This is a genomic window from Lysinibacillus sp. NPDC096418, assembly GCF_044762775.1.
In the GTDB taxonomy this organism is placed as follows: domain Bacteria; phylum Bacillota; class Bacilli; order Bacillales_A; family Planococcaceae; genus Lysinibacillus.
Genome location: NZ_JBIWEY010000034.1, coordinates 24135 through 47303, shown reverse-complemented (window position 1 = coordinate 47303; position 23169 = coordinate 24135). Strand labels below are relative to the sequence as shown.

General features: G+C 33.2%; 24 protein-coding genes and 3 pseudogenes. 4 read left to right on the top strand and 23 right to left on the bottom strand.

Translation table 11 applies throughout. The features are described 5' to 3' along the window. Positions 1–272: 272 nt before the first annotated feature. The 19 genes and pseudogenes from ACIQZG_RS19900 to ACIQZG_RS19810 all read right to left on the bottom strand — a co-directional run bounded on the left by ACIQZG_RS19900 (position 273) and on the right by ACIQZG_RS19810 (position 16073). Positions 273–887 carry a hypothetical protein gene (locus tag ACIQZG_RS19900; protein ID WP_402757209.1) on the bottom strand — a complete coding sequence of 205 codons (615 nt, stop codon included), beginning with the start codon at positions 885–887 and terminating at the stop codon, positions 273–275. A 425-nt stretch (positions 888–1312) separates the two neighbouring features. Next, complete coding sequence (locus ACIQZG_RS19895) at positions 1313–2683, bottom strand: M1 family metallopeptidase (RefSeq protein ID WP_402757208.1); 1371 nt, start codon at positions 2681–2683, stop codon at positions 1313–1315. Positions 2684–3052: 369 nt separating this feature from the next. Next, the gene (locus ACIQZG_RS19890; protein ID WP_402757207.1) at positions 3053–3283 is read right to left on the bottom strand and encodes a hypothetical protein; all 231 of its coding nucleotides are present in this window, start codon (positions 3281–3283) and stop codon (positions 3053–3055) included. 203 nt (positions 3284–3486) lie between these two features. Beyond that, the gene (locus tag ACIQZG_RS19885; protein ID WP_402757206.1) at positions 3487–3927 is read right to left on the bottom strand and encodes an ASCH domain-containing protein; all 441 of its coding nucleotides are present in this window, start codon (positions 3925–3927) and stop codon (positions 3487–3489) included. 595 nt (positions 3928–4522) lie between these two features. Continuing rightward, on the bottom strand, positions 4523–4696 hold the full coding sequence (locus tag ACIQZG_RS19880) for a hypothetical protein (protein ID WP_402757205.1): 174 nt from the start codon (positions 4694–4696) through the stop codon (positions 4523–4525). A 619-nt stretch (positions 4697–5315) separates the two neighbouring features. Further along, positions 5316–5513: pseudogene (locus tag ACIQZG_RS19875) on the bottom strand (CPCC family cysteine-rich protein); the annotation flags it as partial. Between the two features lie 435 nt (positions 5514–5948). Next, positions 5949–6493: pseudogene (locus ACIQZG_RS19870) on the bottom strand (transposase); the annotation flags it as partial. After that, positions 6486–7082, bottom strand: a pseudogene (locus tag ACIQZG_RS19865) (tyrosine-type recombinase/integrase); the annotation flags it as partial. The pseudogenes ACIQZG_RS19870 and ACIQZG_RS19865, both read right to left, overlap by 8 nt. A gap of 580 nt (positions 7083–7662) precedes the next feature. Continuing rightward, entirely contained in the window at positions 7663–8706 is a 1044-nt protein-coding gene (locus tag ACIQZG_RS19860) for an alpha/beta hydrolase (protein WP_402757204.1), read from the bottom strand. A gap of 1196 nt (positions 8707–9902) precedes the next feature. Further along, complete coding sequence (locus ACIQZG_RS19855) at positions 9903–10205, bottom strand: YfzA family protein (protein ID WP_402757203.1); 303 nt, start codon at positions 10203–10205, stop codon at positions 9903–9905. A 31-nt stretch (positions 10206–10236) separates the two neighbouring features. Beyond that, the gene (locus ACIQZG_RS19850; RefSeq protein WP_402757202.1) at positions 10237–10881 is read right to left on the bottom strand and encodes an ABC-2 transporter permease; all 645 of its coding nucleotides are present in this window, start codon (positions 10879–10881) and stop codon (positions 10237–10239) included. Beyond that, complete coding sequence (locus ACIQZG_RS19845) at positions 10882–11733, bottom strand: ABC transporter ATP-binding protein (RefSeq protein WP_402757201.1); 852 nt, start codon at positions 11731–11733, stop codon at positions 10882–10884. Positions 11734–11875: 142 nt separating this feature from the next. Then, the gene (locus tag ACIQZG_RS19840) at positions 11876–12760 is read right to left on the bottom strand and encodes a CPBP family intramembrane glutamic endopeptidase (RefSeq protein WP_402757200.1); all 885 of its coding nucleotides are present in this window, start codon (positions 12758–12760) and stop codon (positions 11876–11878) included. 60 nt (positions 12761–12820) lie between these two features. Next, positions 12821–13435: an ABC-2 transporter permease gene (locus tag ACIQZG_RS19835; protein WP_402757199.1), complete on the bottom strand. Its 615-nt coding sequence runs from the start codon at positions 13433–13435 to the stop codon at positions 12821–12823. Next, a complete protein-coding gene (locus tag ACIQZG_RS19830; RefSeq protein WP_402757198.1) occupies positions 13428–14297 on the bottom strand; it encodes an ABC transporter ATP-binding protein in 870 nt (289 codons plus the stop codon). The genes ACIQZG_RS19835 and ACIQZG_RS19830 overlap by 8 nt, the downstream gene beginning before the upstream one ends. After that, the gene (locus tag ACIQZG_RS19825; RefSeq protein WP_402757197.1) at positions 14297–14674 is read right to left on the bottom strand and encodes a GntR family transcriptional regulator; all 378 of its coding nucleotides are present in this window, start codon (positions 14672–14674) and stop codon (positions 14297–14299) included. Before ACIQZG_RS19825 ends, ACIQZG_RS19830 begins: the two co-directional genes overlap by 1 nt. Before the next feature lie 194 nt (positions 14675–14868). Next, positions 14869–15339 (bottom strand): hypothetical protein, encoded by a 471-nt coding sequence (locus ACIQZG_RS19820; protein ID WP_402757196.1) that lies wholly within the window; start codon positions 15337–15339, stop codon positions 14869–14871. A gap of 146 nt (positions 15340–15485) precedes the next feature. After that, positions 15486–15791: a hypothetical protein gene (locus tag ACIQZG_RS19815; protein ID WP_402757195.1), complete on the bottom strand. Its 306-nt coding sequence runs from the start codon at positions 15789–15791 to the stop codon at positions 15486–15488. Between the two features lie 78 nt (positions 15792–15869). Continuing rightward, entirely contained in the window at positions 15870–16073 is a 204-nt protein-coding gene (locus tag ACIQZG_RS19810; protein WP_402757194.1) for a transcription initiation factor TFIIIB, read from the bottom strand. A 916-nt stretch (positions 16074–16989) separates the two neighbouring features. Here ACIQZG_RS19810 and ACIQZG_RS19805 point away from each other — a divergent pair. Continuing rightward, complete coding sequence (locus tag ACIQZG_RS19805) at positions 16990–17874, top strand: M23 family metallopeptidase (protein ID WP_402757193.1); 885 nt, start codon at positions 16990–16992, stop codon at positions 17872–17874. A 164-nt stretch (positions 17875–18038) separates the two neighbouring features. On the opposite strand, the gene ACIQZG_RS19800 is transcribed toward ACIQZG_RS19805, so the two are convergent. After that, positions 18039–18449 (bottom strand): hypothetical protein, encoded by a 411-nt coding sequence (locus ACIQZG_RS19800; RefSeq protein WP_402757192.1) that lies wholly within the window; start codon positions 18447–18449, stop codon positions 18039–18041. A 286-nt stretch (positions 18450–18735) separates the two neighbouring features. On the opposite strand from ACIQZG_RS19800, the gene ACIQZG_RS19795 reads away from it, so the two are divergent. Both ACIQZG_RS19795 and ACIQZG_RS19790 read left to right on the top strand, forming a co-directional pair. Further along, positions 18736–19248, top strand: a complete 513-nt coding sequence (locus ACIQZG_RS19795; protein ID WP_402757191.1) for a cupin domain-containing protein — start codon at positions 18736–18738, stop codon at positions 19246–19248. A gap of 754 nt (positions 19249–20002) precedes the next feature. Beyond that, positions 20003–20182 carry a hypothetical protein gene (locus ACIQZG_RS19790; protein ID WP_402757190.1) on the top strand — a complete coding sequence of 60 codons (180 nt, stop codon included), beginning with the start codon at positions 20003–20005 and terminating at the stop codon, positions 20180–20182. A 112-nt stretch (positions 20183–20294) separates the two neighbouring features. Here the strand turns inward: ACIQZG_RS19790 and ACIQZG_RS19785 are convergent, their stop codons facing one another. From ACIQZG_RS19785 to ACIQZG_RS19775, 3 genes are read right to left on the bottom strand one after another with little or no spacing between them, the layout of a single operon-like run. Beyond that, complete coding sequence (locus tag ACIQZG_RS19785; RefSeq protein WP_402757211.1) at positions 20295–20576, bottom strand: hypothetical protein; 282 nt, start codon at positions 20574–20576, stop codon at positions 20295–20297. Positions 20577–20586: 10 nt separating this feature from the next. Continuing rightward, complete coding sequence (locus ACIQZG_RS19780) at positions 20587–20976, bottom strand: SHOCT-like domain-containing protein (protein WP_402757189.1); 390 nt, start codon at positions 20974–20976, stop codon at positions 20587–20589. Positions 20977–20988: 12 nt separating this feature from the next. Continuing rightward, entirely contained in the window at positions 20989–21354 is a 366-nt protein-coding gene (locus tag ACIQZG_RS19775) for a DUF2089 domain-containing protein (protein WP_402757188.1), read from the bottom strand. 613 nt (positions 21355–21967) lie between these two features. Between ACIQZG_RS19775 and ACIQZG_RS19770 the strand changes: the two genes are divergently transcribed. Next, positions 21968–23128 carry an MFS transporter gene (locus tag ACIQZG_RS19770; RefSeq protein ID WP_402757187.1) on the top strand — a complete coding sequence of 387 codons (1161 nt, stop codon included), beginning with the start codon at positions 21968–21970 and terminating at the stop codon, positions 23126–23128. Positions 23129–23169 lie beyond the last annotated feature (41 nt).

Genomic DNA, 23169 nt, shown 5'->3' with positions numbered 1-23169 from the left:
CAGCCTCAAACATATTTCTACAAGTAGGGGGTGAACAGTTTAGTTGACGGGATTAATGTCCCACGCACCCGTACGTTCTACCCTGGCTACTGATAACTTAAATCTAAATAAAAAAAGTTCAACCAGAAAGATCTGGCTGAACTATATAATACGAAAGCCCCCGTTAGCCATCCATGTCACGTAAAATCTACGCTACATCACAGAAAATGAAAGATTATTACGTTCTTTCATGGGATTTGAAGAAGGAATAACTAACAAAATCAAACCTCAAGTTAGTCCGTCCAATAAAAAATACCATCGAACACTTTATAGATTTCATTCAGTTCTGGAATTGTTAAGATGGTTGGAATTTTAGTTTCAAACGAGAGTGGTTTAGATATATACTCTTTATCTAAAATACTATAACCTGCATTACCTAATTTTGTTATGATTTCTAGAAACTCTTCTACCATAAAATCTGGAGATTCGGTGATTACTTCATCCGGACAAATAAAGCACTTCGCACTAAAATATTCATCCTGTTCCTTCTCAGTATCTATAATTGTCTTCCATCGAGCATCTTTCGCAATAATAGCTACAGGTGCTAATCGACTTATATAGATAGCAAGACCTTCCAAATGAATTTCTGTGCACGGATACTCTTCAATATATTTTTCCTCCAGTACACTACCTCCATCTCTTTTATAACAAAAGAAATCGACATAGGAAGCATAGCCACTTCCGTGATGATCCGTTTCACAATTGATGATTTTTGAACGATTGAACGTATAATACAGATTTTGAATATATTCCTCGATTAGGTCTTCATCCTTTGTGTTATATGGATATATGTCTCCAATTGGCTTGCGTGCAATCATCGTTTGTAGCTGTTCATTCGTATATTTCAATTCTCTTCACCTCAAATTTAATATCCCATACATTTCTACTATTTTTATAAACAACCTCACCTAAACTATTTATCCATATTTATGATATTAATAACTATATTAACATATATTATGTATTCATTTGTTTTAAATATTTACAATTCCTTTTTCAACTAACCTGCATCGTTAGTTCAATAAGAAAAAAAGAGCTGCTTATGCAACTCAATGAGCTTCAAGTAAAGCGCCCTTTAATGGAATAACTAAACTTCATTTTGTGGCTTTTTAGTGTGTTTCCAAACTTCCATTTGGGAACGTTATTTTGTTTATTTATGTATACATTATAAATCCTTGTTGCACTATAGCTTTCGTTAGTTCAGTAACGAAAAAAGAGCTGCTTATGCAACTCAATGAGCTTCAAGTAAAGCCACTTTTAATTGAATAAGGATTTATTCATTTTTAGTATTTTCTAGTGCTAACCAACTCTCGAATAAGGAATCATCTTTTATTTCTAAATAGAATTTCATGAACCTTACGAATTCCTCTGTATCTACTTCTTTATACTTATAAAGAGTAAAATATCTACTTAAAAAATCCTCTGCTGTTTGTTTTCCACCATGTTGATTGAAAATCTTAGCTAAGTTTGAACGAGATTGACCATAGATATAATTACTTTGTGTACCATTTAGATACTTGTGTAATGGTAGATTGGAAGGCAATGGTTCCAATTTATTTGAAAGGTCTATATAACCTAATTCTTTCTCATTAGGCATTAGAAATAAAGAAGTTGCAAACTCTGCAAATCCCTCATCTAACCACCCATCGGTGTATGGGTCATTACTTACCATTCCGTAAAACCATTGATGAGCAATTTCATGAATTACCATTTCTTTAATTCTTTCATTTGTGACAGAGCGCCCCTTAAGGGAGCCTGCTGTTACTACTCCTGGATACTCCATTCCTAGTCCATCTAAAATAATATCTAACTGTTTGTGTGGATATGGTCCAATAATATTTTCAAAGTAATGGAAAGACTCCACAGCAGTCTCGGAAACTTCATCTAAAAACTCCTCTGATTCACCCGTTCCAAATACTCTTATATTTACGTTATCAGATTTTTTTTGGATAACTTGTGGGTCTTTTAATAGAGCAACAAAGATTTCTTTTACCTTTTCAATTCGAAATGTATTATTGCTTACACTTAGTAATCTATCTTCGTCACTGGTTGTAACAAGAGTGTATTCTTTAGGAATATCAACTGTTAGATTAAAGTTACTAAAAGTTGTGTGATATGACTCTCCTTCGGAAGTATAGTCTTGTTTATTCCATCCTTTTTGATAGGTAGGTACCATCGGATACCATTGAGCGAGGTGATAATTACTATCGATTTTTTCGAATCTAACCCCGTCGGTTGGTAAGGTGAAGTGATATTTCATTTGAAAACTAACACTTTCATTTGGAGAAACCGATGTTTTTAAAGGAATGTTAATTGTGTCTTTCTCAAGTGAGTATGATGCATCTTGATTTTCAATTTTAACTGACTCGATCTCAACTTTAGAGGGGGTATTCAAATAGGGAGAGTTTTCAGACGTAAACATATTAGGAATAAAATAAAGTTTTAACTCATCCCATTTTTCATTAGAAACATTGAGAATATCTATGGATACATCTGCACTAAAAAGTCCGTTGTTATCCATACTTAATTTCATATCATAATTACTTTGGCTTCCAGCGGGTTCTTCATTAGGATTAAAAGCTACCTCTGAACAACCTATTAATAAAAATATACTTAAAACGCAAAGAAACATTGTTTTCTTCAAAAGATGTTACCCCTCCTCTATATCGAATATAAAAACTAAATTTCCTATTACTATATATTCCATATGTGCTGCATGGATTCCTTACTACCACCTTCTCCGTTAGTTGAATTAAAAAAGCACCCAAAGCGTCTTTGGTAACATTTCATTGAAAGTCTATTTATTTGTTGCAGCCGTTCAGAACAAGTGGATCGAACAGTCCTCTTTAAAATAATTTCTCACAGCGTCTCAGAGCGTTATTTTCTAATAAAAACAGCGACAAACACTGATTTAACAGTGCTTGTCGCTGTTATAAATGTTACCAAGCTTTCAATTGGGAAAGTTTTTCAGATTTGTTTTGTATGCGTTATAACCCTCTATTGATGCCAACAGTTATCCAAAGTAATTCTGAAAACACCTAACAACAAGAAACATACTCACTATCCCCCAAGCAACAGTACCCCATATCCACCAAATTACGGATTTAGCCTTTGAAAAATCCCCCTCTGATTCCGTATTTGATTTTATAAAAGCGACCTTACTCTCCATACTTTTTTTCATAGAGATGATAATAACAAATCCAATTATTATGAAACTGATAGTTATCCAAAGTAATAGGTCCATTTTTATACCCTCCCTTTATATATATAATTGAATTTTACAGCAATTTATTATAGTAATTAGATTCGACAAAGATAAAAACAAACCTTGTGTTAATTCAGATTCGTTTTAGTATATAAAATACCCTGTGAAAATAATAATTAATACGTATTAGAATGCTGAAACTTCAAGTTCCCAAAGCGTGTTTTGGGGGCTTTTTTTGTATGTTACTTAGGATATACTTTTTTAAATCGTTCACATACAACTAACATATCTGGTGAGAATTCTTTACCGTACTCTTTTAATAACTCGCTAAAGAATTTTTCGTGTGCATCCCACCAAAAACGATAATCCCCCTCACCTTCAGCTAAAGCGAATTCTTCACTTACTTCGTTCATCGGCTTAACTTCAACCGATTGAATTTGAATGACTGCAACTGGTTTTTCAACGCCATTTAGAACAATATAATATTCACCTGCTTGAGGGAGAGCCTCTTTTTCAAGTTCATAAAATACATAGCCAGAGGTTGTGGCTGTCTTTTTTCCCTCGACAACCAAATCAGCTAACCAATCTGCTGAAGCACCAAATGCAAACGCAGCTTTATATTCGGCTTCTTCTTGCTGATTTACTATACAAAAATCATTCCAAAATTGTCTAATATTATCCATTTATAAACACCCTTTAGTGAGATTATGTACTATAAAAACCAACATTTTACTGTATTTAAATAATAACACTCCCAAACCGTCGTTTGGTAACTTAAAACCTAAATGTTTCAAGATTAACATATACCCCAATTTTAACTTAGAAGTGTTATTCAATTAAATGGCCCTTTAATGAAAAAAGCATTTTCCTTATTCCAGGAAAGCGCCCGATTGCTGAATATCGGTTTTCAATTAAAGGCCCTGTACTTGAAGTATAGGAATGATGAATGATAAAAAATGCAGTTTGTTTTAATGCGCCAAATATACAGATTTTTATTCAGATAATACACTCTACATAATCTTGAAAAGTACTATCGTAGCCCTGTTTATATATTTGCATAAAAAGCTGTATAAACAATATTTAAAGGAAAATCCAAGAAATGTTGGTTTAACAGTATTTCTTGGATTTCGCTCTCTCTCCAAACTTTCATTTGGGAACGTTTATTATGATTGTTTTGTATAGCTTATAAGTCCTTGTTGCACTAAAACGCCCGATTGCTTAAGAGAGTATTGGTACAAATAGAACGTCAAGAAAAATGTCTACCGATATTAATGTGTATTAATGACCTATATTATCGTTGTTACCACTAAGTGGTTCTACTACTTTTCCATCTTTATCTATTACAATACTGTCGGTTTCCTTATTAGCCTCGGTCAAAGACCCATAATAAATAAAAACACCAAAAGTAATGATAGCTATCATTGTTAATACTATAGAAATTCTCTTTTTCATAAAGTAGTCATCTCCTTACATATAAATTTATTTTGTTCTAATTTTAATATACACTTTTTTCCAATCTAATCCAATTAAAGCACAGCCCTTATTCAATAACTACACCCGTTAGTGGAAGTATAACCTTCCCAAAGCGTCGTTCGGGGACATTTCATAAAAGAATGTTATTCAATAATATGGCCCTTTAATGAAAACGAACGCTGATCCTTATTACAGAATCGCGCCCGATTGTTGAAAATCGTTATTGAACTAAAGCACCCCGTTAGCCACACATGTAGCGTAAAATCATCGCTACATCACAGAAAATGAAAGATTATTACGTTCTTTCATGGGAGTTGAATAGCATTTATCATTTTACTTAAAATGCTTACTCTTTATTTATTGGTGTACTTACATGTTTAATTTCACCACCAAAAGACCATCCCTTACTTTCAAGAAGGTTAGTAAATTCATCTATAAATTCATTAATTTGCATAGATTCTTTGAACCCACTTACCAAAACATTCCCTTCAATTTGTATTTCTACAACTTTAGTTTTACTGAGGCTTGCTTCCCTTTCCCAAACTGGTTTCCATAATGAATTTTTTTCATAAAATCCCCTAACTAATCTACCTTTAAATCTTTTTTCACTAGCCCCAAATTCACTATAGTTTCTTTGTGCCTGCCTTAAACATACCTCATTAGCACCACCCCAATAATCTGGGTTAGCATTCATTACACCATCATCTTGCCAAAAACACACCGTACAGATTTCGTCACTACCATTTTCTTCTGAAAGTGTTTTAAAACCACAACAAGCACAAGTATATTTTTCCATAGTTCTCTCCTAAATTACTAATTATTTTATGCCTTTATTTTATCTTATCCTTGTTCAACTAAACTCCCTCTATAAACATTGATGTATCAACGGTTTCCACCACTTCGTGGTGAAGAAGAAATAATTTTTCACTTCATTTATAAACAGTGTTTTGAATTTATAGTTATAATTTACAAACTAGGAGTACGCTTCGCTAAAACTAATGGAAATCATTAGCTTTTTAATCCACTATGTGATGCACAATGGATCTCTGCGATACTTATGACGACGTACCCTCCCATGTCTCTTAGCGTCATTTGCGCTTACATTCCTTCGTTCGGTCTATTCATAAGGCAGAGGCCTGCTATGCTGCTCCGGAGACTCATAGTCTGAGTTTAGTTATTTTGCTGGCTTCTCCGTGTCATCCTTCTTTTTATAGTTCGATGAAAGAATTGATTACGCTGCCTCTACGAGACAGTAGAGGTCTTTCATCATATGTTGCTCGTTAAAAAAAATTTTCTTTTTGCATATGCCATGTAATACCTTCAGTAATTTACCACAGAGTATCACCATTGACTGCTTTCCCCGTAAGGGATTTTGTTGTCGTGTTGTGTAGTATTCATGAAGCTGTTTAAACGCTTCGTTATGCCGAATTAGCGGTACCATTACTTTGAATAGGGTGTTTCTGAGCTTCTTTCGTCCTCGTTTAGAGATGTGTTTTTGTCCCTTATGTTGACCGGACGAGCTCTCACGTAATGTTAATCCCGCTAGTTTTATAAGTTGGCGTGGATTTTCATAAAGTGAGAAGCTTCCTACTTCTGATAGAAATCAACGATTGTCGCATCTCCTAAACCAGGAACTGAAGCCAGTATTTCATATTCGATTGTTGTTTGTGCCATTTCTGCCAATTGATTATTTACAGTTTCAATTTCGGTTTCTAATAACCGATACTGACGTAAGAGCGTGGCGATTTCATGTTGGGCCATCTGTGTTCCTTCTGTCTGTAATAAACAAACAAGAATCCTCATCCTCCCGTTCATCTAAATATCTTTTTAACCAAATGGAGCAGCGGGTATTAAAGTACACTTCCCTTTCTTTATCATCTTTCCCTTGTACAATGACTGAATTCGTTTGAAAATCAATATCTTCACGATTTAATTTTACAACTTCACCAATACGGCAGCCGGTTGAATACATAAACTCAAATAGCGCATTTCCCATCGTTGTTTGGCAAGCTTCCCTTAGATGTTCAATCTCTAAATCTGAGAGGAACTTAGGAATTCTTTTACCTAATTTCGGCTCTTTCAATTTAGCAGCAGGATTTTTTAGAATATATCCCTCTTCATGTGACCATCTAAATAGTGATTTAACACAACGAACCCTATGTCCTAAACTAGAAGGCTTTAAGTGATCTCCTGACTGTATTAAATATTCTTTTAATTTATCTGTACTGAATCCGTTCATATCAATATCACCAAAAAATCGCAATAAAAGATTGTATTGAAAACAATATGTTTTTAATGTAAGTGATGAATATCCCTCGATTTTTTTATCTTGTTGGTATTTTTTCCACGCTTCGGATAATAACATGTATCTTTCACTCTCCCGCTAAGGTTAAATCTATTATTCTAAATTCTATTATGTTCGGGGAGAGTCTTTTTCATACAGAGGTTATTCAATAATCTAAGATATTGCTAAATTTCCGAACTCTTAGTAACCAGTTAAAAATTAGAAAAGAGGCCCTTCCCCTGTTTCCAGGAAAGCGCCCGATTGTGAAACAAGTACCCAGATGGAAATCTTCCTTAGTGAAAGTAACTATAAATATTATACCTACACTTTAATTCAAATTGAATAATCTCGAAATGATTTCATCACTTCCTGGAGAAAACATAAATATTGAGAACGAAATACATAATAATCCAATAAGTATCGAGCTTAATCTTTTTTTCCCAAGTAGTCCCTTAATCACTAAAAATAATCCTACAAATAATATCAAGAAATATTCGACTGAGCCCTAGGCTTTGTAGTTGTCTTCTCTGGGATAAAGCCATGCAATATGGTATCTCTCGCTATAAAACTAATTTTAGTAGTATTATCATAATAATTATTGATATTTTTTAAGTTTTGTTTCATCTTTTCCTCTTTTTCCAACTCCTCTTTCAAAGACACATTATATAGAATCGAAAATTTTCTTTACCCATTCAAGATACTCACTCATATAGTGTTCCTGCTTAAAGCCATGATTCTGACCTTCTGCTACAATATCAGTAACATCCTCATCTGCATTTCGTGCAGATTGAATATATTCCTGTGGACCTTTTACCCCAACAGCTAAATCATTCGTCCCATAAGCAATAAACTGAGGTATATTTGCTGTTCTGAAATGCTTAGATAGATCTGTCTGATTCAAAAGCTCTTCACGCTCTTCTGGATTTCTTACATCTTCATCATTAAAAGAAGCAAAGAGCATAGGTACATTATAGCGGTAAGTCAATGCAGGGTAAATCATAGCTGCGGATGCTACTTGGTCATCGACTACATCGATGCCATCAAGCTGATAACTATCAGGAAACAGATTTCCTCCCTGAATGAGGTTAATAAAGCTACCAGTTTGAAAACCACCAGCACTAAAACCTATCAATCCAATTTTATCTGGATGAATACCATAATCATTTGCATGATAACGTAGATAACGGACAGCACGCTGAACATCTAATTGTGGAATAGGCCATTCGTAAGGGTTGGAACGATAGTGTAGAACGAATGCGTTGATATCTGCTTTATTTAATGATTCAGCTACATCTTTTCCTTCAGCAGTTCCGCCATCCATTTCCTTATAGCCATAGCCACCACCTGGAATAACAATGACGGCCCTGTCACTGTTTGACATCGTATAAGGAATCAGATATGGCTCATCTTCATAGGTAGATTTTTCATAGCCCCCTTCAATTTCATGGACATAGGTAAAGGTATCAATGGTAGCTTCATTGTCTTTATATTCTTCTCCCACAATGTTAGTGGAAAATTTGAATGTAGCTAGTAGTCTGTTAGGATTACCCTTAATATTCATATCGTCTAGCTTACTTCCTGAATGATTACCTGCAACTTCTTCTCCCCAAATCTCAACCTTTCGTTCAATATCCGCAACTGGCTTGCCTGGTTTATTCCCAAAGGGATTAATCTCAAGAATAGCGTATCCAAACCCTATAATCAAAGCCAATATAGCTAGAATTATTCCCACTATCTTGGCTATTTTCTTAATTATGTTCATAATATATAACCTCCGTTAAACATACTCATGACAGTATTAAATAGTATATTAGTAGAGAAGAAAGTTTGAAAAACTTCAACTAAATTATTTCAGCCTGTCTAGCCAATTTTTCCTGTTGGGGGTAATTGCTATCGCTCTTTCTTCCTCTGATAAATCACTGATTCCGGTATTTTCTACAGCAGCTGATAAAGAGTGACATCAAAAGAACCTTTTATCTAATCCTTATCCAAACTTTTTTATAAACGTGACGACTTTATTTCAAATCTACCATAGAAGTCACTTTTCTGTATCGTATTCCAACTCCTTTAAAAAAATGTCTATTTCTACCCCTAAGCGTGCTTTTGAAAACCTGTCCATTTGATGAATCATCCCTGAAAAAATCACTCTAAATATTGAAGCTTGGATTAAAAACCACTATTATTGCGGGATCAACATTTTCCTTAATTCCAAACTGCCTGAAATTTGTAATACCTATACTTTTTAAAAACACATAATAACCTCCTTGTGATAATTCTGATTACAACATACATATTAAACCACAAAATAAAAAGTTGTAATAAATATTGGTAATAATTGAAATATTATGATTTTTATTATTGTGCAATTGCACAATAATACAAAAACCCCTTCGTATCACCGAAAGGGATAAAAATAATAATTATGTACATATAAATTTATAGAGATATGTCACAGTCCATATTATATATATTCAATAACTAAAAATGGTTCTCCTTCTTGTTCAACTGAACTGCATCATTAGTGCAATAATTAGATATTTAAAACCATCAAATCTTCGTCAAAATACTGACTGTTAAATTCAGGGCATTTCGTTCTACGCCGTAGGTCTCGAATCCCAAGGTCTTGTATAACTTCTTTGCTGAACTATTTTCAGATACAACAGTTAAGTTAATTTGTTCTAAACCATCACAATTTTTTGCCTTCCCTATCAGTTCATTAAGTCTAGTTATTCAAGTTAGTGTTTGTGCATTCATTGCTACATATATACTCGGTTTTCTCAACTATTAATTTGATTACAGTTTGCAAAACATAGATATCAAAAAGAAGAAACCAGCATGTTGAATAACGTTTGATTAAAACATGTGGTTTCTTCTATATATATTAAAAACTTTTCTCTAACTTTAGATTTGCGTTTTAGAAAAGATAGCTTTTATTGCATTTATTAATGCATACGGGAGTAATGTAACAGCAAAAAACGCAGTGAATAAGTTAAATTCCGGTATATCATATAGAGTAACCCATTCTGTAATTAGTTTTGAATCCAATAATCTTCCGAATATTTTTCCATCAAAATCTCGAAAACGAGGTGCCCACGGTGAAATATCTATGAGGAAAAAGCTCAATTGCAATATTAGGAATGCTCCAAGGGGACTTTTCCAGTTATGCGTTTGAATCGAATGACTTTTTCTAACTGTATCCTCCATTTTATTAACTCTCCTTCATTTTATGTGTATACTAAAATTGCTTCTTATGATATATAAATGCAGCAATGAAATAAGATAGTATATATATAACAACACCAGATGCTATATATATAATTGGGACGTATAAAGATGGATCTATATTTAAATTTGACAGTGGTTCTTTGAGATATATAATTAAACCTTGTACTCCAAAAGAAGCTATAAGTCCCCCACCTGCACTTCCGATTGTTATAGCATCAGATTTTTCTGGCCCAAAAACATAGAGGAGTGGAAAAGCAAACGCTCCGGCAAAGAGGACTATGAAATTAGCAAAAGAAACTCTCTTATATATGCCATCAATTGGTGTATCTGAAACTAGTCCAAATATATATAATATGCCATACGATAATAAAGTACCGATTACTGCAATTATAAAATAAAAAAAGTAGTGACTTTGTACAATATTTGTTCTAGTAACCGGTAAAGTAAGTACGTACTTATCATAACCAGATTTACCCTCATGTTTTATAACTTCAAGTGCAGTCGCCGCTACTAACACAATTATCATAGGAACATAACTGTACATCGATGCATCTCCAAAACAAAAAATTAATATAGAGCCTAAAAGTGCTATCCCTGCGTACACAAAAAGGCTTCGAAAAACTAGGTAATAGTTTGTCAATAATAAACCTCTCACTTATTTATCGCTCCTTGTTAAAAAGACACTAAGTTCTTCCATTGAGATGGTTTTAGCAGTAATTTCATCTGGTAATTTCTGTTTATCTGATACAAGTACACCGAAATTAGAACCAAAGTTCCTTTTGGCCACAATTATATCTTTATTGAGTAACATTAGTTGTTCCTCATCAATATCTACAACAGCATACCTTTCAAAAACCTTATCTTTCTCTTCATTTAGTATAATTTCACCATCTTTTATAAAGACAAGATGGCTAGCTATTTTCTCGATATCACTCATAATATGGGATGAAAGTAATATACCACCGTTACTTTTACTCACAAAACTTTTTAATTCGTCTAACACTTCTTCCCTTGAAGAAGGATCAAGCCCCCCTGTCGCTTCATCTAAAATTAATAATTTTGCATTATGCGATAACGCAACAGCTATAGACAGCTTCATTGACATCCCACGTGAGAACTTATTTATTTTTTTATCTATAGGTAAAGAGAAATCATTAATTAATCGATAAAAATTGTCTTGGTCCCAAGAGTCAAACATTTTCTTAAAAACTTTATTTAGTTGTTTTATTGTAAGATGAGCAGGTAGATTCATAGCATCGAATACGACTCCAATCTTTTCTTTCATCTTGGCATGTTTATTTAAATTTTCTTCACCAAATATTTTAACTGTACCGCCTTCTTTATGAATTAATCCCAATGCTGTTTTAAATGTTGTTGATTTACCCGCCCCGTTATCACCAATGAAGCCAACAATTGACCCCGCTGACACATTGAACGTAACATCTTTTAAAACGACCTTGTTACCAAATGATTTACTAATATTTTTAATTTCTAAAAGATTTGACATCATTTCACTCCTATATTAAAAGTTAAAACCCATTTTTGGAGAAATAAAATTTTTTTCATTCATATTTTTCAATATTCAGTATATTATTCGGATAATTATTTAAAAAACTTTTTAAAATTAATAAGAGCATATATAATAATAATCACTCAACTATTTTTTTAGGGTGAATATGGTTGAACTGTCCACTTTTCCGCATATAACGCTTCGCAACTAGTATAATAAGGGATACAATAATGCTCCCAATGACAATCATACCAAGAGAGATAAACAACCCTCCGATTCCGAGCCCTCCCTGATAGGTTATGATTGGCGGAACACCATATATATCTGGCCAGATAACAAACCTTGTGATTTCTAAGTACGCTAGGTGGAAACCAATCCCCGTCCATAGGCTCCCGGTCCATAGTCGTAGCAATTGCAAACATATTCCAAAGCAAAACATTAAAATGATATACGGCATGTTAATAGCGTTTCCAGGATCAAGTCCAACGAGCACTTGAATCTGGGTAACTGCTATAGGGGCAGCTACAAATAACAGAGTTTGAAATAATACTGCTTGCCAAGCGACAAATCGATTACGTAAGACATCATACACCATACCTCGCAATGCTAATTCCTCTGGCAAAGCTTCATATAAAAAAGCTATAAAAACATTTATGAGCAGCGCTATAATCCATTGATCTGGGGTATGCCATTTTTCAAAGACAATCCACCCTTGGGAAATAGCAATAATGAACCCCAATGAAGCCAGTCCAATTGCTAAGAGTACACCAGTAAAAAAGTGATAAAACCTTTTCCAAGAATACACCGGCGTTTTTGGTGTAACACCTGTCATCCGATAAACACGCTGATACCAATATAAAATAATAGGCACAACCAGCCCACTCATTACAAGACCCTGAATTAATAATTTGGAATTCTTTTCTAAGCTGAACAACTGTACAGCAACATCACCGGAAAGAGTAGCTAAGAACAGCCCCCCTACTAATGTTGACCATCCAGCAAATACTAAAAGTAGCCATTTCATATTTTAATTTCCTCTCTTGGGCATAATAATTTTCTAAAATAAAAACCTTCCATCAATACTTTAAAACACTTTTTTCTCGTATATACGAATAGATAGTAACCACGATCCCATATATATAAGTATGACCGTCACTATAGCAATCAAATAAATTTGAGTTTCTTGTAAAGTTAGGAACTTTCTAGTCAATTCACTTAAAACATCATGTAAATTTTTAATGAAAAAGGTTATTGTAAACAACCAGATGGCAGCTAAAACACCCAAAGCAATGTGGAAGTATTGCATTTTAAATCTATATAAGAATGGAATAATGAAAGATGTAGTAATCATCACAAGACTAATAATAAGCATCATTTCTTTCCATAAAAATAGCACGTTGTTTCCATTCAAAAGGAAATCTCCTACATACATAACGATAACAAATAACAATGTAAATAATAATGCACCGATATATTTTGAACCGACAATTTCCTTTCGCGTGTAAGGGAGCGAATTGAGCAGAATATTAATGTTATCTTTTTCATCAAAAGAACAAGTAGTCATGATAAATGCTATACTAAATATAAATCCTACTAATACAGATGATTTATCTAACAATGGAGCGAGTAGTAATATAGGAATGTAGATCATTAATGTATATTTTTGTAAAAATAAATCCTTACGTATAAGGCTAAACATACATTTCCCCTCCTTTTTTTGAATAAAACATAATATCTTCAAGCGTTGGCTTTTCCAAAATAACAGTATCACCAAATAGATTTTCCACACGTTTTTTATAGGCTGTTAAAGCTTCAAAACCACTGTTCGATTTCCGAATAGCAATAAACTCCTGCTCCGTCTCTCGATCTAATAAATCGAGTGCCCCTTTTACGATGGCATACTCTTCTTCAATTTTATAAAATTCCTTTGTAAACATATGTTCACCATTTTGAATAAAGGTAATATAATCTGCTATGCGATCTAAATCTGTTGTAATATGCGTTGAGAAGAAAATGGTTTTTTCCCCATCTTGCATTAAGTCATGAAGAGTATTTAGTAATTCACGTCTAAATATCGGGTCGAGACCTGACGTTGGTTCATCCATGATGATTAACTCTGCGTGATGTGCTAGTGCAATGGCTAGTGAAGCTTTCATCTTCATGCCTTTTGAAAATGTCTTAATTTTTTTGTTTAATGGCAATTCAAATTGATTGATATAGCGTTGAAAAGCCGCTTCATCCCAATTTCTATAGGCTGGTTGAATAATTTTTTTCATTTCCTTTAAGTTTAAATTTTCGTAAAAAATGTTTTCATCGTAGACAAAGCCAATTCGTTGCTTTATTTCTTTCTCATGTTTCTTATAGTCCATGCCAAAAATCGAAATACGTCCACTATCTTGCTGCATTAAATTCATGATTAATTTTAACGTTGTTGATTTCCCTGCACCATTTCCCCCAATAAATCCTGTCACATAGCCTTTTTTCACGTTTATCGAAAAGTCTTTCAACTGAAATTCTTTGAATGTTTTATTTACATTGTGTAGCTCAATAACATTTTCCATCATTCACCCTCCGTATAAAGTAATGTAAGCATTTCCTTTAGTTCAGCCAAGCTAATACCCATTTCTTTACTATTTTGAATAGCCACTACGAGCTTTTCTTCGATTGCTTTCATTTTTCTCTCCTTCACCATCTCCATATTTTGTTCCGATATGAACGAACCTTTTCCAACAATTGAATAAATGAGTCCGTTTTTCTCAAGTTCTTCATAAGCACGTTTCGTTGTAATGACACTAATCTCCAAATCTTTTGCAAGTTGACGCATAGACGGAAGAGACTGACCTTCTTGTAATTCCCCTGTTAGAATCAGCTTTTTGATTTGAGCATAAATTTGCTCATAAATCGGCTCTTTCGAACTGTTTGAAATAATTATTTGCATGCAAATACCTCTTCTTGAAATATTGTATATATACTTTATATACAATATATACACATTACATTTATTTTGCAAGCACAATTGTTATTTTATTCAAAAAAAAGAAAACACGAGGTTGTTAAATCACAACTCTCATGTTTTCGGTAGCAGCATTATTTTGGCAGCGCCAGTGTTTTTTAAAACTTTTCAATTTGACTTTATTGTATTTCTAAAATAAATGTATAAGAAACCGTACCGTTAGCCCACTTCGCTAACACTTCGTAGATATACTTTCCCTTATTTGAAGGAGCAGTGATTTGATTTTCCTCTTGTATTATTTCTTTTACTCGCCCTTCCTCGTTCCATATGTACACTGTAATATCTGGATTTCCTTCGATTTTTATTTCAATTTTTTCGTTTGGATTTACGTAAATGGATTTAATATGTTCTGCCATTTGATTCGGGGAAGCATGATCCGTTTGCACAATTTCAGTGTTTAACCCCTTTTTTCTTTCCCACTCATAACCGCCTTGCTCAATTTGGTGCTCTATTCCGTTTATTATAATTAGACCATCCATAGATGGAGGAAATTCACCTTCGCCTTCTTCCGTTTCTCCATTATTTGAACAACCCATTATTAAAAGTATTGAGCATGTCACAATTATTAAAAGGAATTGTTTTAATCTCAAAAAATCGCCCCTTATCAGCTGATTATAATCTATTATTCATTTCTTCATATACACAATCATTAGCATAATAGTAGATCGTACATAAATCCTCTATGTATCCGTATCAATAACAAAATCCACTTAAATATGCCCAGAAACCCATCCAATTACTGTTTCATTATTTTTGGTAGAAAATTTTCAAGTAGCAATCCACTTAGAGATAGTGCAATAATAACTGTTAAAATTTCAATGATCCATAGCAATGGTCCTTGAAATTCCATTGGTTTAACAATTTGACCCGTCGTAAAAATAATCCCTAAAGCCAAACCAATCGCTATAATATAAAGAAAGATAACCCCAAAAACTTGAATCAATGACATCTTTTTCAGCTGATCTTTATGGTGAATGATTTTATAAATAATTATCCATATTAATGCTATTATTAGCAAAACACCGTATACTTGTGACCACATATGTATCTCCCTACATTTTCTGACCTAATCCCTAATATCCTTGAAATAGTTATTTTGCAAGGTCCTATTCTAATCGAACTACTTTTTACGCTTTATTGTTTTTTTAAATGCACTAGGGTCTTCTACATAGCTTCCTACAACCCAACCGCAATCTGTACAAATTAAATGACTACCAAAGCCCATCTTTTTATATGGTGACACCGTTGCATAACCTGATTGTTTACCTTGTCCGATTTCCTTTCCACCACACTGAACGCAAACCATTTCATGTGAATTCTGCATATCATCCCCTCCTCCTCTTATATACGAAAATACCTTAAATAAGATTCAATAAGTTGTAATACCAACTCCTATCTACACCAATCAAGAAAAAAGCAATCCTTTTTTGAAGGATTGCCTAGGTTATTTCAGTATGAACAATGGATGATTCCTAAACTTTTAGTAGGTCCTACTCATATTTTAAGCTTTAAAAATTGGGACAACACGAAGTATATGATGAATGTATTGATCGCCAATATTACAACATCAAAATACATATTAAGCATTCCTAATTCAAATATTTGGAAAACCGAAACCGCTTCATTCCCTTTAAATATAATCCATTTGAAAGGAATTCCCAAAAAAATGCAATTACTAAACTGAATGAAATCCTGTTATTTCTGGTCATCATTTTTCTCCACTTGACCTTACTTTTTTTATGAAACCCTAATTGTAATTAAGCTATTCAACGGTTGAACGACATCCTAATTACTACTCCAATTTCTCATTAACAAAATAATGGCTATCAAAATAAGCAATAATGCAATCTTCGAAACTACATCCATCCAAAATAGATTTTGACATACAATCGTACCCCTAATCTATAACGCCAATGAATTTTCATCAATTTGTTCTTCTGATAGTACCAGGAATTCATGTCGTTAATGTGGTCGATTGTACTCTTTTTCCAGCAGATTGATAATTCTTCAATCCTACAAACATGGAATAAAGAAAAACAATATTCCAATCAATATTAAACAAAATCATAGAATCATTTTTTCTCTAGAAAAGCATATTTATCCGTATTATTATTAAGGCTTTCCAACTTCCTTTTGATACAATTAATACCACAGGCTCAGAATAGTTTGATAATTATTTAAAAAACCTACTGAACTAAGTATCAATAAAACCATTAGTATGAAAGGAGGGATCAATCATTTTGATAAAAGTAATTCGAAAGATTGGTTATTTTAATTGTATTTTAGTAGGTTTAATTTCATTTTTATGGATTAGTGTATTTTTTATAGGTGATTTGTTTGGTGTGTATGCCTGGACACTACTCAAGTTAGTATTACCTTTCTTAGGAGTAGTGGGATTGTTAATAAATATGGTCTTCTTGATCATAACAATAATCAAAAAGAAAAGAAGTATAAAGCTCTTTTCTAATTTCATGATAAACATAGTAATCGCTTTTCCTTTGTTAATGACTTTGAATTTTATTTCTTTTGCTTATCCAAATACTCTCCAAAAGACTAAGCCTTCTCTCACTGTAAATTGGCCTTTTACTGAACAAACCGTAGTTGGTTGGGGTGGCGATAGTGTCAATGATAATTTGCCACACGCAACATGGGCATCAGAAAGATGGGCATATGATTTAGTAATGGAACCTTATAATATCAATAGTGTTGATAATAACGATTTTGGCATATGGAATAAAGAGGTTCATTCACCTGTCTCTGGAACAATCATTGCTGTTTACGACGACGACGACGACATTACACCAGGATTAGAAGATTTTAATTCGATGGAAGGAAATCATGTATACATCAAAATAAAAGAGACTGGCACTTACCTTTTACTTAACCATTTGAAAAAAGATAGCGTCTTAGTTGAGGTAGGTGATACAGTAAAAACAGGTGATATCTTGGGTCGCGTTGGGAATAGTGGCTCAACTTCTGAGCCTCATTTACATATTCATCATCAAAGACAAGACCCAACTGAAGTAAAGTTTCCTGTGCTAGCAGAAGGACTACCTTTGTATTTTAAAGATATTAATGGAAGCTCTATGCCTCAAAAAGGTGATATCATAACACCCGAATATTAAGTGACAACTGACTTTAAGGTCGGAATAATTAGTATTGTACTGCACAAGACGTACGCCGTAACAAACAGTTTAGAGCGAAGGCTACGGCTTACGATGTGCCTACGGAAAGCTCTTATATTTTAACAGAAAATTTCCTCATTGTTAGTGATTAAATAGCAATATTCTCATGGGGATATATGTTTATATTCTAATATTTCAATTTCGAACCCATGATTACACTTCAACCGATTAAGCTTTTCACTGTCACAGGATGGGGAAATTCTTACCTTAACTAGGTCTTCTTTATATTCATCGCCATTTTCAGAATCAATTTTAATTCTTACAGAAACATCATAGGAATGATTGTCATTGTAAGTTATATCAACGATCCTCCTCCATTCCCAACCAAAAAACGAACCCTTCCCGTACTCTTTTATGACTCTTTTATCAATAGTCGGGAATATTATATCTGAAATAATATCCTCTGTTGTGACATACATTTCTTCTACATTTGAAATGGTTTCTGATTTAACAATTTGCTTTGGAATAAATATCAAAAATAATAATCCTAATAAAATTAAGTATTGCTTTTTCATTAAAATTCACCTCAGATTTGACCTTACTTCCTATTCTTTGCATATTGTTATTTTTTATTTAACTGCATCAATACAAAAAGAAAACGTTCCTACTTGTTATAGGAACGCACACGTTAAAATACATTTATTCACTTTTTTAACCTCTTCAAATTTTTCCGTAAATAGCATTTATACCAAACTAAATTGCACAAGAAACCATCGCTGTATTAACACAACATCAAAGGTAAACACATCCCTTCGGCAGATTGCATACTATATTTTATAATGCGCGAGAGGATTGAGGTATATGTACTACCCTTATTACGGTAATACCACAATGTATAATTATAGTTATCAACCTGTGTATTGGACTTATCCCAATCAGCTAGTCGGTGATAATCCTTTATTAATAGAAGAGAACATCTTAAAGGATTATGGGCCTAGCCCCTTTGTTGCTGATATAGAAAAGATGACTAAACAAAACAATACTTTTCGAACTGCTTTATGGACAGGTAAGCATTTACAAATAACTTTAATGTGTATTAATGTTGGTGAAGATATTGGATTGGAAATACATCCTGATGTTGATCAGTTCTTATGTATCGAAAAAGGGCAGGGAGTCGTTCAAATGGGACCAAGCAAAAACAATTTGAACTTCCAAAGAAATGTTCGTGAGGATTTTGCGATAATGGTGCCTGCTGGAACATGGCATAATGTAACAAATACAGGACATGAACCATTAAAACTTTACAGTATTTACGCTCCCCCTAACCATCCATTCGGTACTATACATGTAACGAAAGCTGATGCGAGAGAATAGGTCATAGAATTGTTAAGAAGATTTTAGTAGAACAAAGCATTAAAAGACCACTTCAAGATAGGCGGTCTTTTTGTTATGTAACGGATATAATGAGGTGATCAAAATCAAATTCTAATCATGTTTTCTATTAATCTTTTAAACATTCTCTTAATAATTAATATATAATCAAACATCTGCAGAAATGTGATTGCTTTTTAATTATCGCCAAAAAACTCTTTCAACCTCCTGATCACCTGAGCATGTTTTTTGTTATGTGGATACCGAGTTTCACCCTCATTTTCCTTTATGTGTGTTGATCTGGGTATTATTGTATAATTCTATTCCTATTCCTATTCCTATTCCTATTCCTATTCCTCAACTCTTCCATAAAAATTCATCGTATGAAAAATGTGAATTTATAGATTAAAACGCAAATCACCCTTTCTATCATTAAGATTGAATAAAATTAGTTAACCAACATGCCTTCAATAACATATTGAAACTAATTAATCTTTGGTGTAAACTTACACACAAGAAGTAATTTTATATTTTAATATCAATTTGATATGGGGGCATATGTAAAATGAATCGGCTTATAAAAAATATTTTGTTGTTATTTCCAGTCCCGTTCTTATTTCATTTTTACGAATATAATAGCCACCTTGCTAAGCATGACGCTGATTTTTTATTTCCGATATTTCTATTGTTCATAATTGTTGTAGGTATCTCATCGAGAAACATTAAATTGCCTTTGTTCTTAGGAGTAAATTTTATTATGACCGTAATTTCTTTGATATTTGGCTATTTTTTAATAGTTGATGACGGGGGATGGTTTAAACCCATTGGAAGAGATAGCGCGATAATATTTATTGCCATTGTTTATATTTTAGGACAATTAATAGTAAGAGAAGTTAGCAAGATCCTTCTAACAAACAAAGTAAAAGATAAATATTAAACTGAAAGAAGCAATAATTAAAGTAAAAAAACCTAATTTTTCGGTATTGTAAGCGAGAAATTAGGCTTTTTCTTCTTAATGCCAGTCATTTATCATTGTCTTTCATCATCAATTATAATCTAATCTTAACCTCAGTACCGTCCTGCGCTTTGACATCTACTAGCACAACTCCCTTATTGTTTTTAAGTTCCTTGACGATTGGCTTTAGCATTTCTTTATCTATTAGTGGAAAAGTAAAGTCTACTTTATTTTTTTCAAAGTACTCTTTTGTCCATTTGTTTACACATTTCTGTAAAAGTTTTGAAGACAAAATTGAAAGTACAATGTTTAACATAGCATATGGAACTGGGATGATTAATCGAACGCCTTTTGCTTTCACATTTACATGCATCATAAATAAATCACTACTCAATGATGACTGAAACGGTATCCCCGTTTGCCGATTTAACATCAACAATTTGGCCATCTAATTCGTTTTCGATCGCTTCAATAAGTAGGCTTATGTCTATATCTTTCACGTATTTTTCCGCTTGAGGAATACTCGCTGCGATACCGTGACCAGCCATTAATACGGCCTTAACAAGTTTTATCGGCAAGTTGACCGTGACGTTATCATTTTCAGCTGATACAACACGAACTTTTAATGTTTTATCGAAATATTTAGTGGATTTTTCTAAAAGCTGATTACCTGTTTCTTCTTTCTCTTTTAATACTTGAATCAGTTCTGCTCCCTGATCTGCATCAAGCTTTCCTTCTTGCACCATTGCTAACACTCTTGCAATTTCTTCTTTCATGACAGATTCCTCCTATACCTCTTTTAATAGTTTAATGGCTTCTTCTGATGTAATTTCGCCATTTTCCAACATCGTTACAATTTTTTTCTCGTCTACTTCATTTTTCTTCTTTTGCTCATATCCAAGAGATGAAATAATATCTGTTAACTTGCCTCGAACCGTTGGATACGAAATCCCCAATTCTTTTTCAACTTCTTTGATATTCCCTCTGCATGTTAAAAATACTTCCACAAAATGAAGCTGTTCCTTTGATAAGGATGCCAGCTTAGATAATTCAAACTCATTTTCAATCGTCGTGTGACAATGAGAGCAGTGCAACTTTGTAATTTTCAATGTTTTACTGCAGACAGGACAATCTGTAATTACTTTATAAGCCATAATGAACCCTTCCTTTTTGTTGATTCGTTTTTATTATACAACAATTAATTAAAAACACAAATAATAAAATCAATTATTTTATAACCAAAAACTAATAATATTAATTTCAACTTTAATATTATTGATTTTCGATTTTTTTCATTTAATCCGTACTAAATTTTCTATAATGGCTGAAATTGTAGATAGCCCTCTTGATGGAAATAACTGGTTACGTAATAAGCGTGATTACTTTGGCTTTGAAATAATGATTTAGCAGTAAATTGAGGAGGCCCTAGCTTATATTTCAGTAATTCTAAAATGAGGCGCTATTGTTGAATATAATTTTTACTTTTTAGCAAATTTTCATATTTCGAAAATTAAACAACCATACTTTAATCCCGTCCTAATTTTAGAACGGGGTCGTAATCATAATATGTTATTACTCCCCTTACTATTTGATAAGTGTATCTACACATAGACATAGCTAACAAAATGAAATAATATGTTTTATGAGCTTTATGTTTGTACAACGAGAGGTGAATTAGTTGATAAAAGATATATTACAACTAAAAAGTGTTTCAGTTTTCCTAGTGCTTCTAAATTAATAATTTTTTTAGAAGCGAGGAATTAATATATGAACAAAGATAATCTATTTAGTAAATCATTTTTTTTACTTTTTGTTAGTAACTTTTTTATTTTCATCGGATTTGAAATGATTATTCCGATTTTGCCTGCACACTTGGCCAGTTTAGGAGCTTCAACACTTCAAATTGGTTTAGTGACGAGTTTATTTACTTTGGGTGCTGTGATTATCAGACCATTTGTAGGCTACTACTTAATAAATGGGCAAAGAAAAATACTTGCACTATTCGCAAGTAGTGCATTACTCATCATTACGCTATTCTATCCAATCGTTAGCTATGTTTGGATTTTTCTCTTATTCCGTTTTCTTCATGGTTTAGTATGGGGCGTCTCGACCACTACTAACAGTACGCTCGTAGTAGATGTAATCCCAAAAAATCGTTTAGGTGAAGGTATGGGTTACTTTTCAATTTCGACTACAGTTGGGGCTATTATTGCACCGAGTATGGGGATATTACTATACGACGCTTTTTCTTTTGATGTGCTCGTTTGGTCTGCAGCATTGCTTACCTTACTAGCTATTTTATCATTGAAATTCGTGTATACATCAGCGCCAGCTAAACGTATTAGACCACCTTTTCAATTTGGCGCAATGATCTTTGAAAAAGAGATTTGGTTTATTGCTTTATTGGGCATAATAACCTCATTTTCCTTTGGTTCAATTCTTACTTTTTTAGTTCTTTTCGGTCAAGAAATGGACTTAGACCAGATTTTCTTATTCTTTCTTGTGAATGCGGTTGTGTCGACGATTCTTCGTCCGTTTACTGGTAAGTGGTATGACAAAAACGGTCCGTGGTCTATTATCATCATATCTTCATTTATGGGATTCCTGTCCCTTATTATCCTGTCCTATGCAAACAACCATATTCTTCTTATTATTTCAGCGATATTGTTTGGAGCCGGCTATGGAACAATTATGCCTTGTTTACAAACGTGGGCAGTTCAAAAAGTTAGTACAGAAAAAGTTGGCTCGGCTAATGGAACCTTTTTTTCTAGCTTTGATATAGGCGTTGGCAGTAGTGCGCTGCTTTTAGGCTTCTTAGCAAATTGGTTTAGTTTAAGTATGATTTATAGACTTGTAAGTATTAGTTTTCTCATCGTAGCTATTCTCGTCTTTTATGATTTCAAAAAGACCGATAAATCTTTCCGATAAACTGCTACTTGTAATAAAAAACACATCTCACCATTTTTTCC

What these genes read in the sequence shown, in the direction of transcription:
- ACIQZG_RS19890 (WP_402757207.1), bottom strand. Translation starts at nt 3,283, where the DNA reads ATGGACCTATTACTTTGGATAACTATCAGTTTCATAATAATTGGATTT.
- ACIQZG_RS19885 (WP_402757206.1), bottom strand. Translation starts at nt 3,927, where the DNA reads ATGGATAATATTAGACAATTTTGGAATGATTTTTGTATAGTAAATCAG.
- ACIQZG_RS19880 (WP_402757205.1), bottom strand. Translation starts at nt 4,696, where the DNA reads ATGAAAAAGAGAATTTCTATAGTATTAACAATGATAGCTATCATTACT.
- ACIQZG_RS19855 (WP_402757203.1), bottom strand. Translation starts at nt 10,205, where the DNA reads ATGGAGGATACAGTTAGAAAAAGTCATTCGATTCAAACGCATAACTGG.
- ACIQZG_RS19845 (WP_402757201.1), bottom strand. Translation starts at nt 11,733, where the DNA reads ATGTCAAATCTTTTAGAAATTAAAAATATTAGTAAATCATTTGGTAAC.
- ACIQZG_RS19840 (WP_402757200.1), bottom strand. Translation starts at nt 12,760, where the DNA reads ATGAAATGGCTACTTTTAGTATTTGCTGGATGGTCAACATTAGTAGGG.
- ACIQZG_RS19835 (WP_402757199.1), bottom strand. Translation starts at nt 13,435, where the DNA reads ATGTTTAGCCTTATACGTAAGGATTTATTTTTACAAAAATATACATTA.
- ACIQZG_RS19830 (WP_402757198.1), bottom strand. Translation starts at nt 14,297, where the DNA reads ATGGAAAATGTTATTGAGCTACACAATGTAAATAAAACATTCAAAGAA.
- ACIQZG_RS19825 (WP_402757197.1), bottom strand. Translation starts at nt 14,674, where the DNA reads ATGCAAATAATTATTTCAAACAGTTCGAAAGAGCCGATTTATGAGCAA.
- ACIQZG_RS19815 (WP_402757195.1), bottom strand. Translation starts at nt 15,791, where the DNA reads ATGTGGTCACAAGTATACGGTGTTTTGCTAATAATAGCATTAATATGG.
- ACIQZG_RS19810 (WP_402757194.1), bottom strand. Translation starts at nt 16,073, where the DNA reads ATGCAGAATTCACATGAAATGGTTTGCGTTCAGTGTGGTGGAAAGGAA.
- ACIQZG_RS19800 (WP_402757192.1), bottom strand. Translation starts at nt 18,449, where the DNA reads ATGAAAAAGCAATACTTAATTTTATTAGGATTATTATTTTTGATATTT.
- ACIQZG_RS19795 (WP_402757191.1), top strand. Translation starts at nt 18,736, where the DNA reads ATGTACTACCCTTATTACGGTAATACCACAATGTATAATTATAGTTAT.
- ACIQZG_RS19790 (WP_402757190.1), top strand. Translation starts at nt 20,003, where the DNA reads ATGACCGTAATTTCTTTGATATTTGGCTATTTTTTAATAGTTGATGAC.
- ACIQZG_RS19785 (WP_402757211.1), bottom strand. Translation starts at nt 20,576, where the DNA reads ATGATGCATGTAAATGTGAAAGCAAAAGGCGTTCGATTAATCATCCCA.
- ACIQZG_RS19780 (WP_402757189.1), bottom strand. Translation starts at nt 20,976, where the DNA reads ATGAAAGAAGAAATTGCAAGAGTGTTAGCAATGGTGCAAGAAGGAAAG.
- ACIQZG_RS19775 (WP_402757188.1), bottom strand. Translation starts at nt 21,354, where the DNA reads ATGGCTTATAAAGTAATTACAGATTGTCCTGTCTGCAGTAAAACATTG.
- ACIQZG_RS19770 (WP_402757187.1), top strand. Translation starts at nt 21,968, where the DNA reads ATGAACAAAGATAATCTATTTAGTAAATCATTTTTTTTACTTTTTGTT.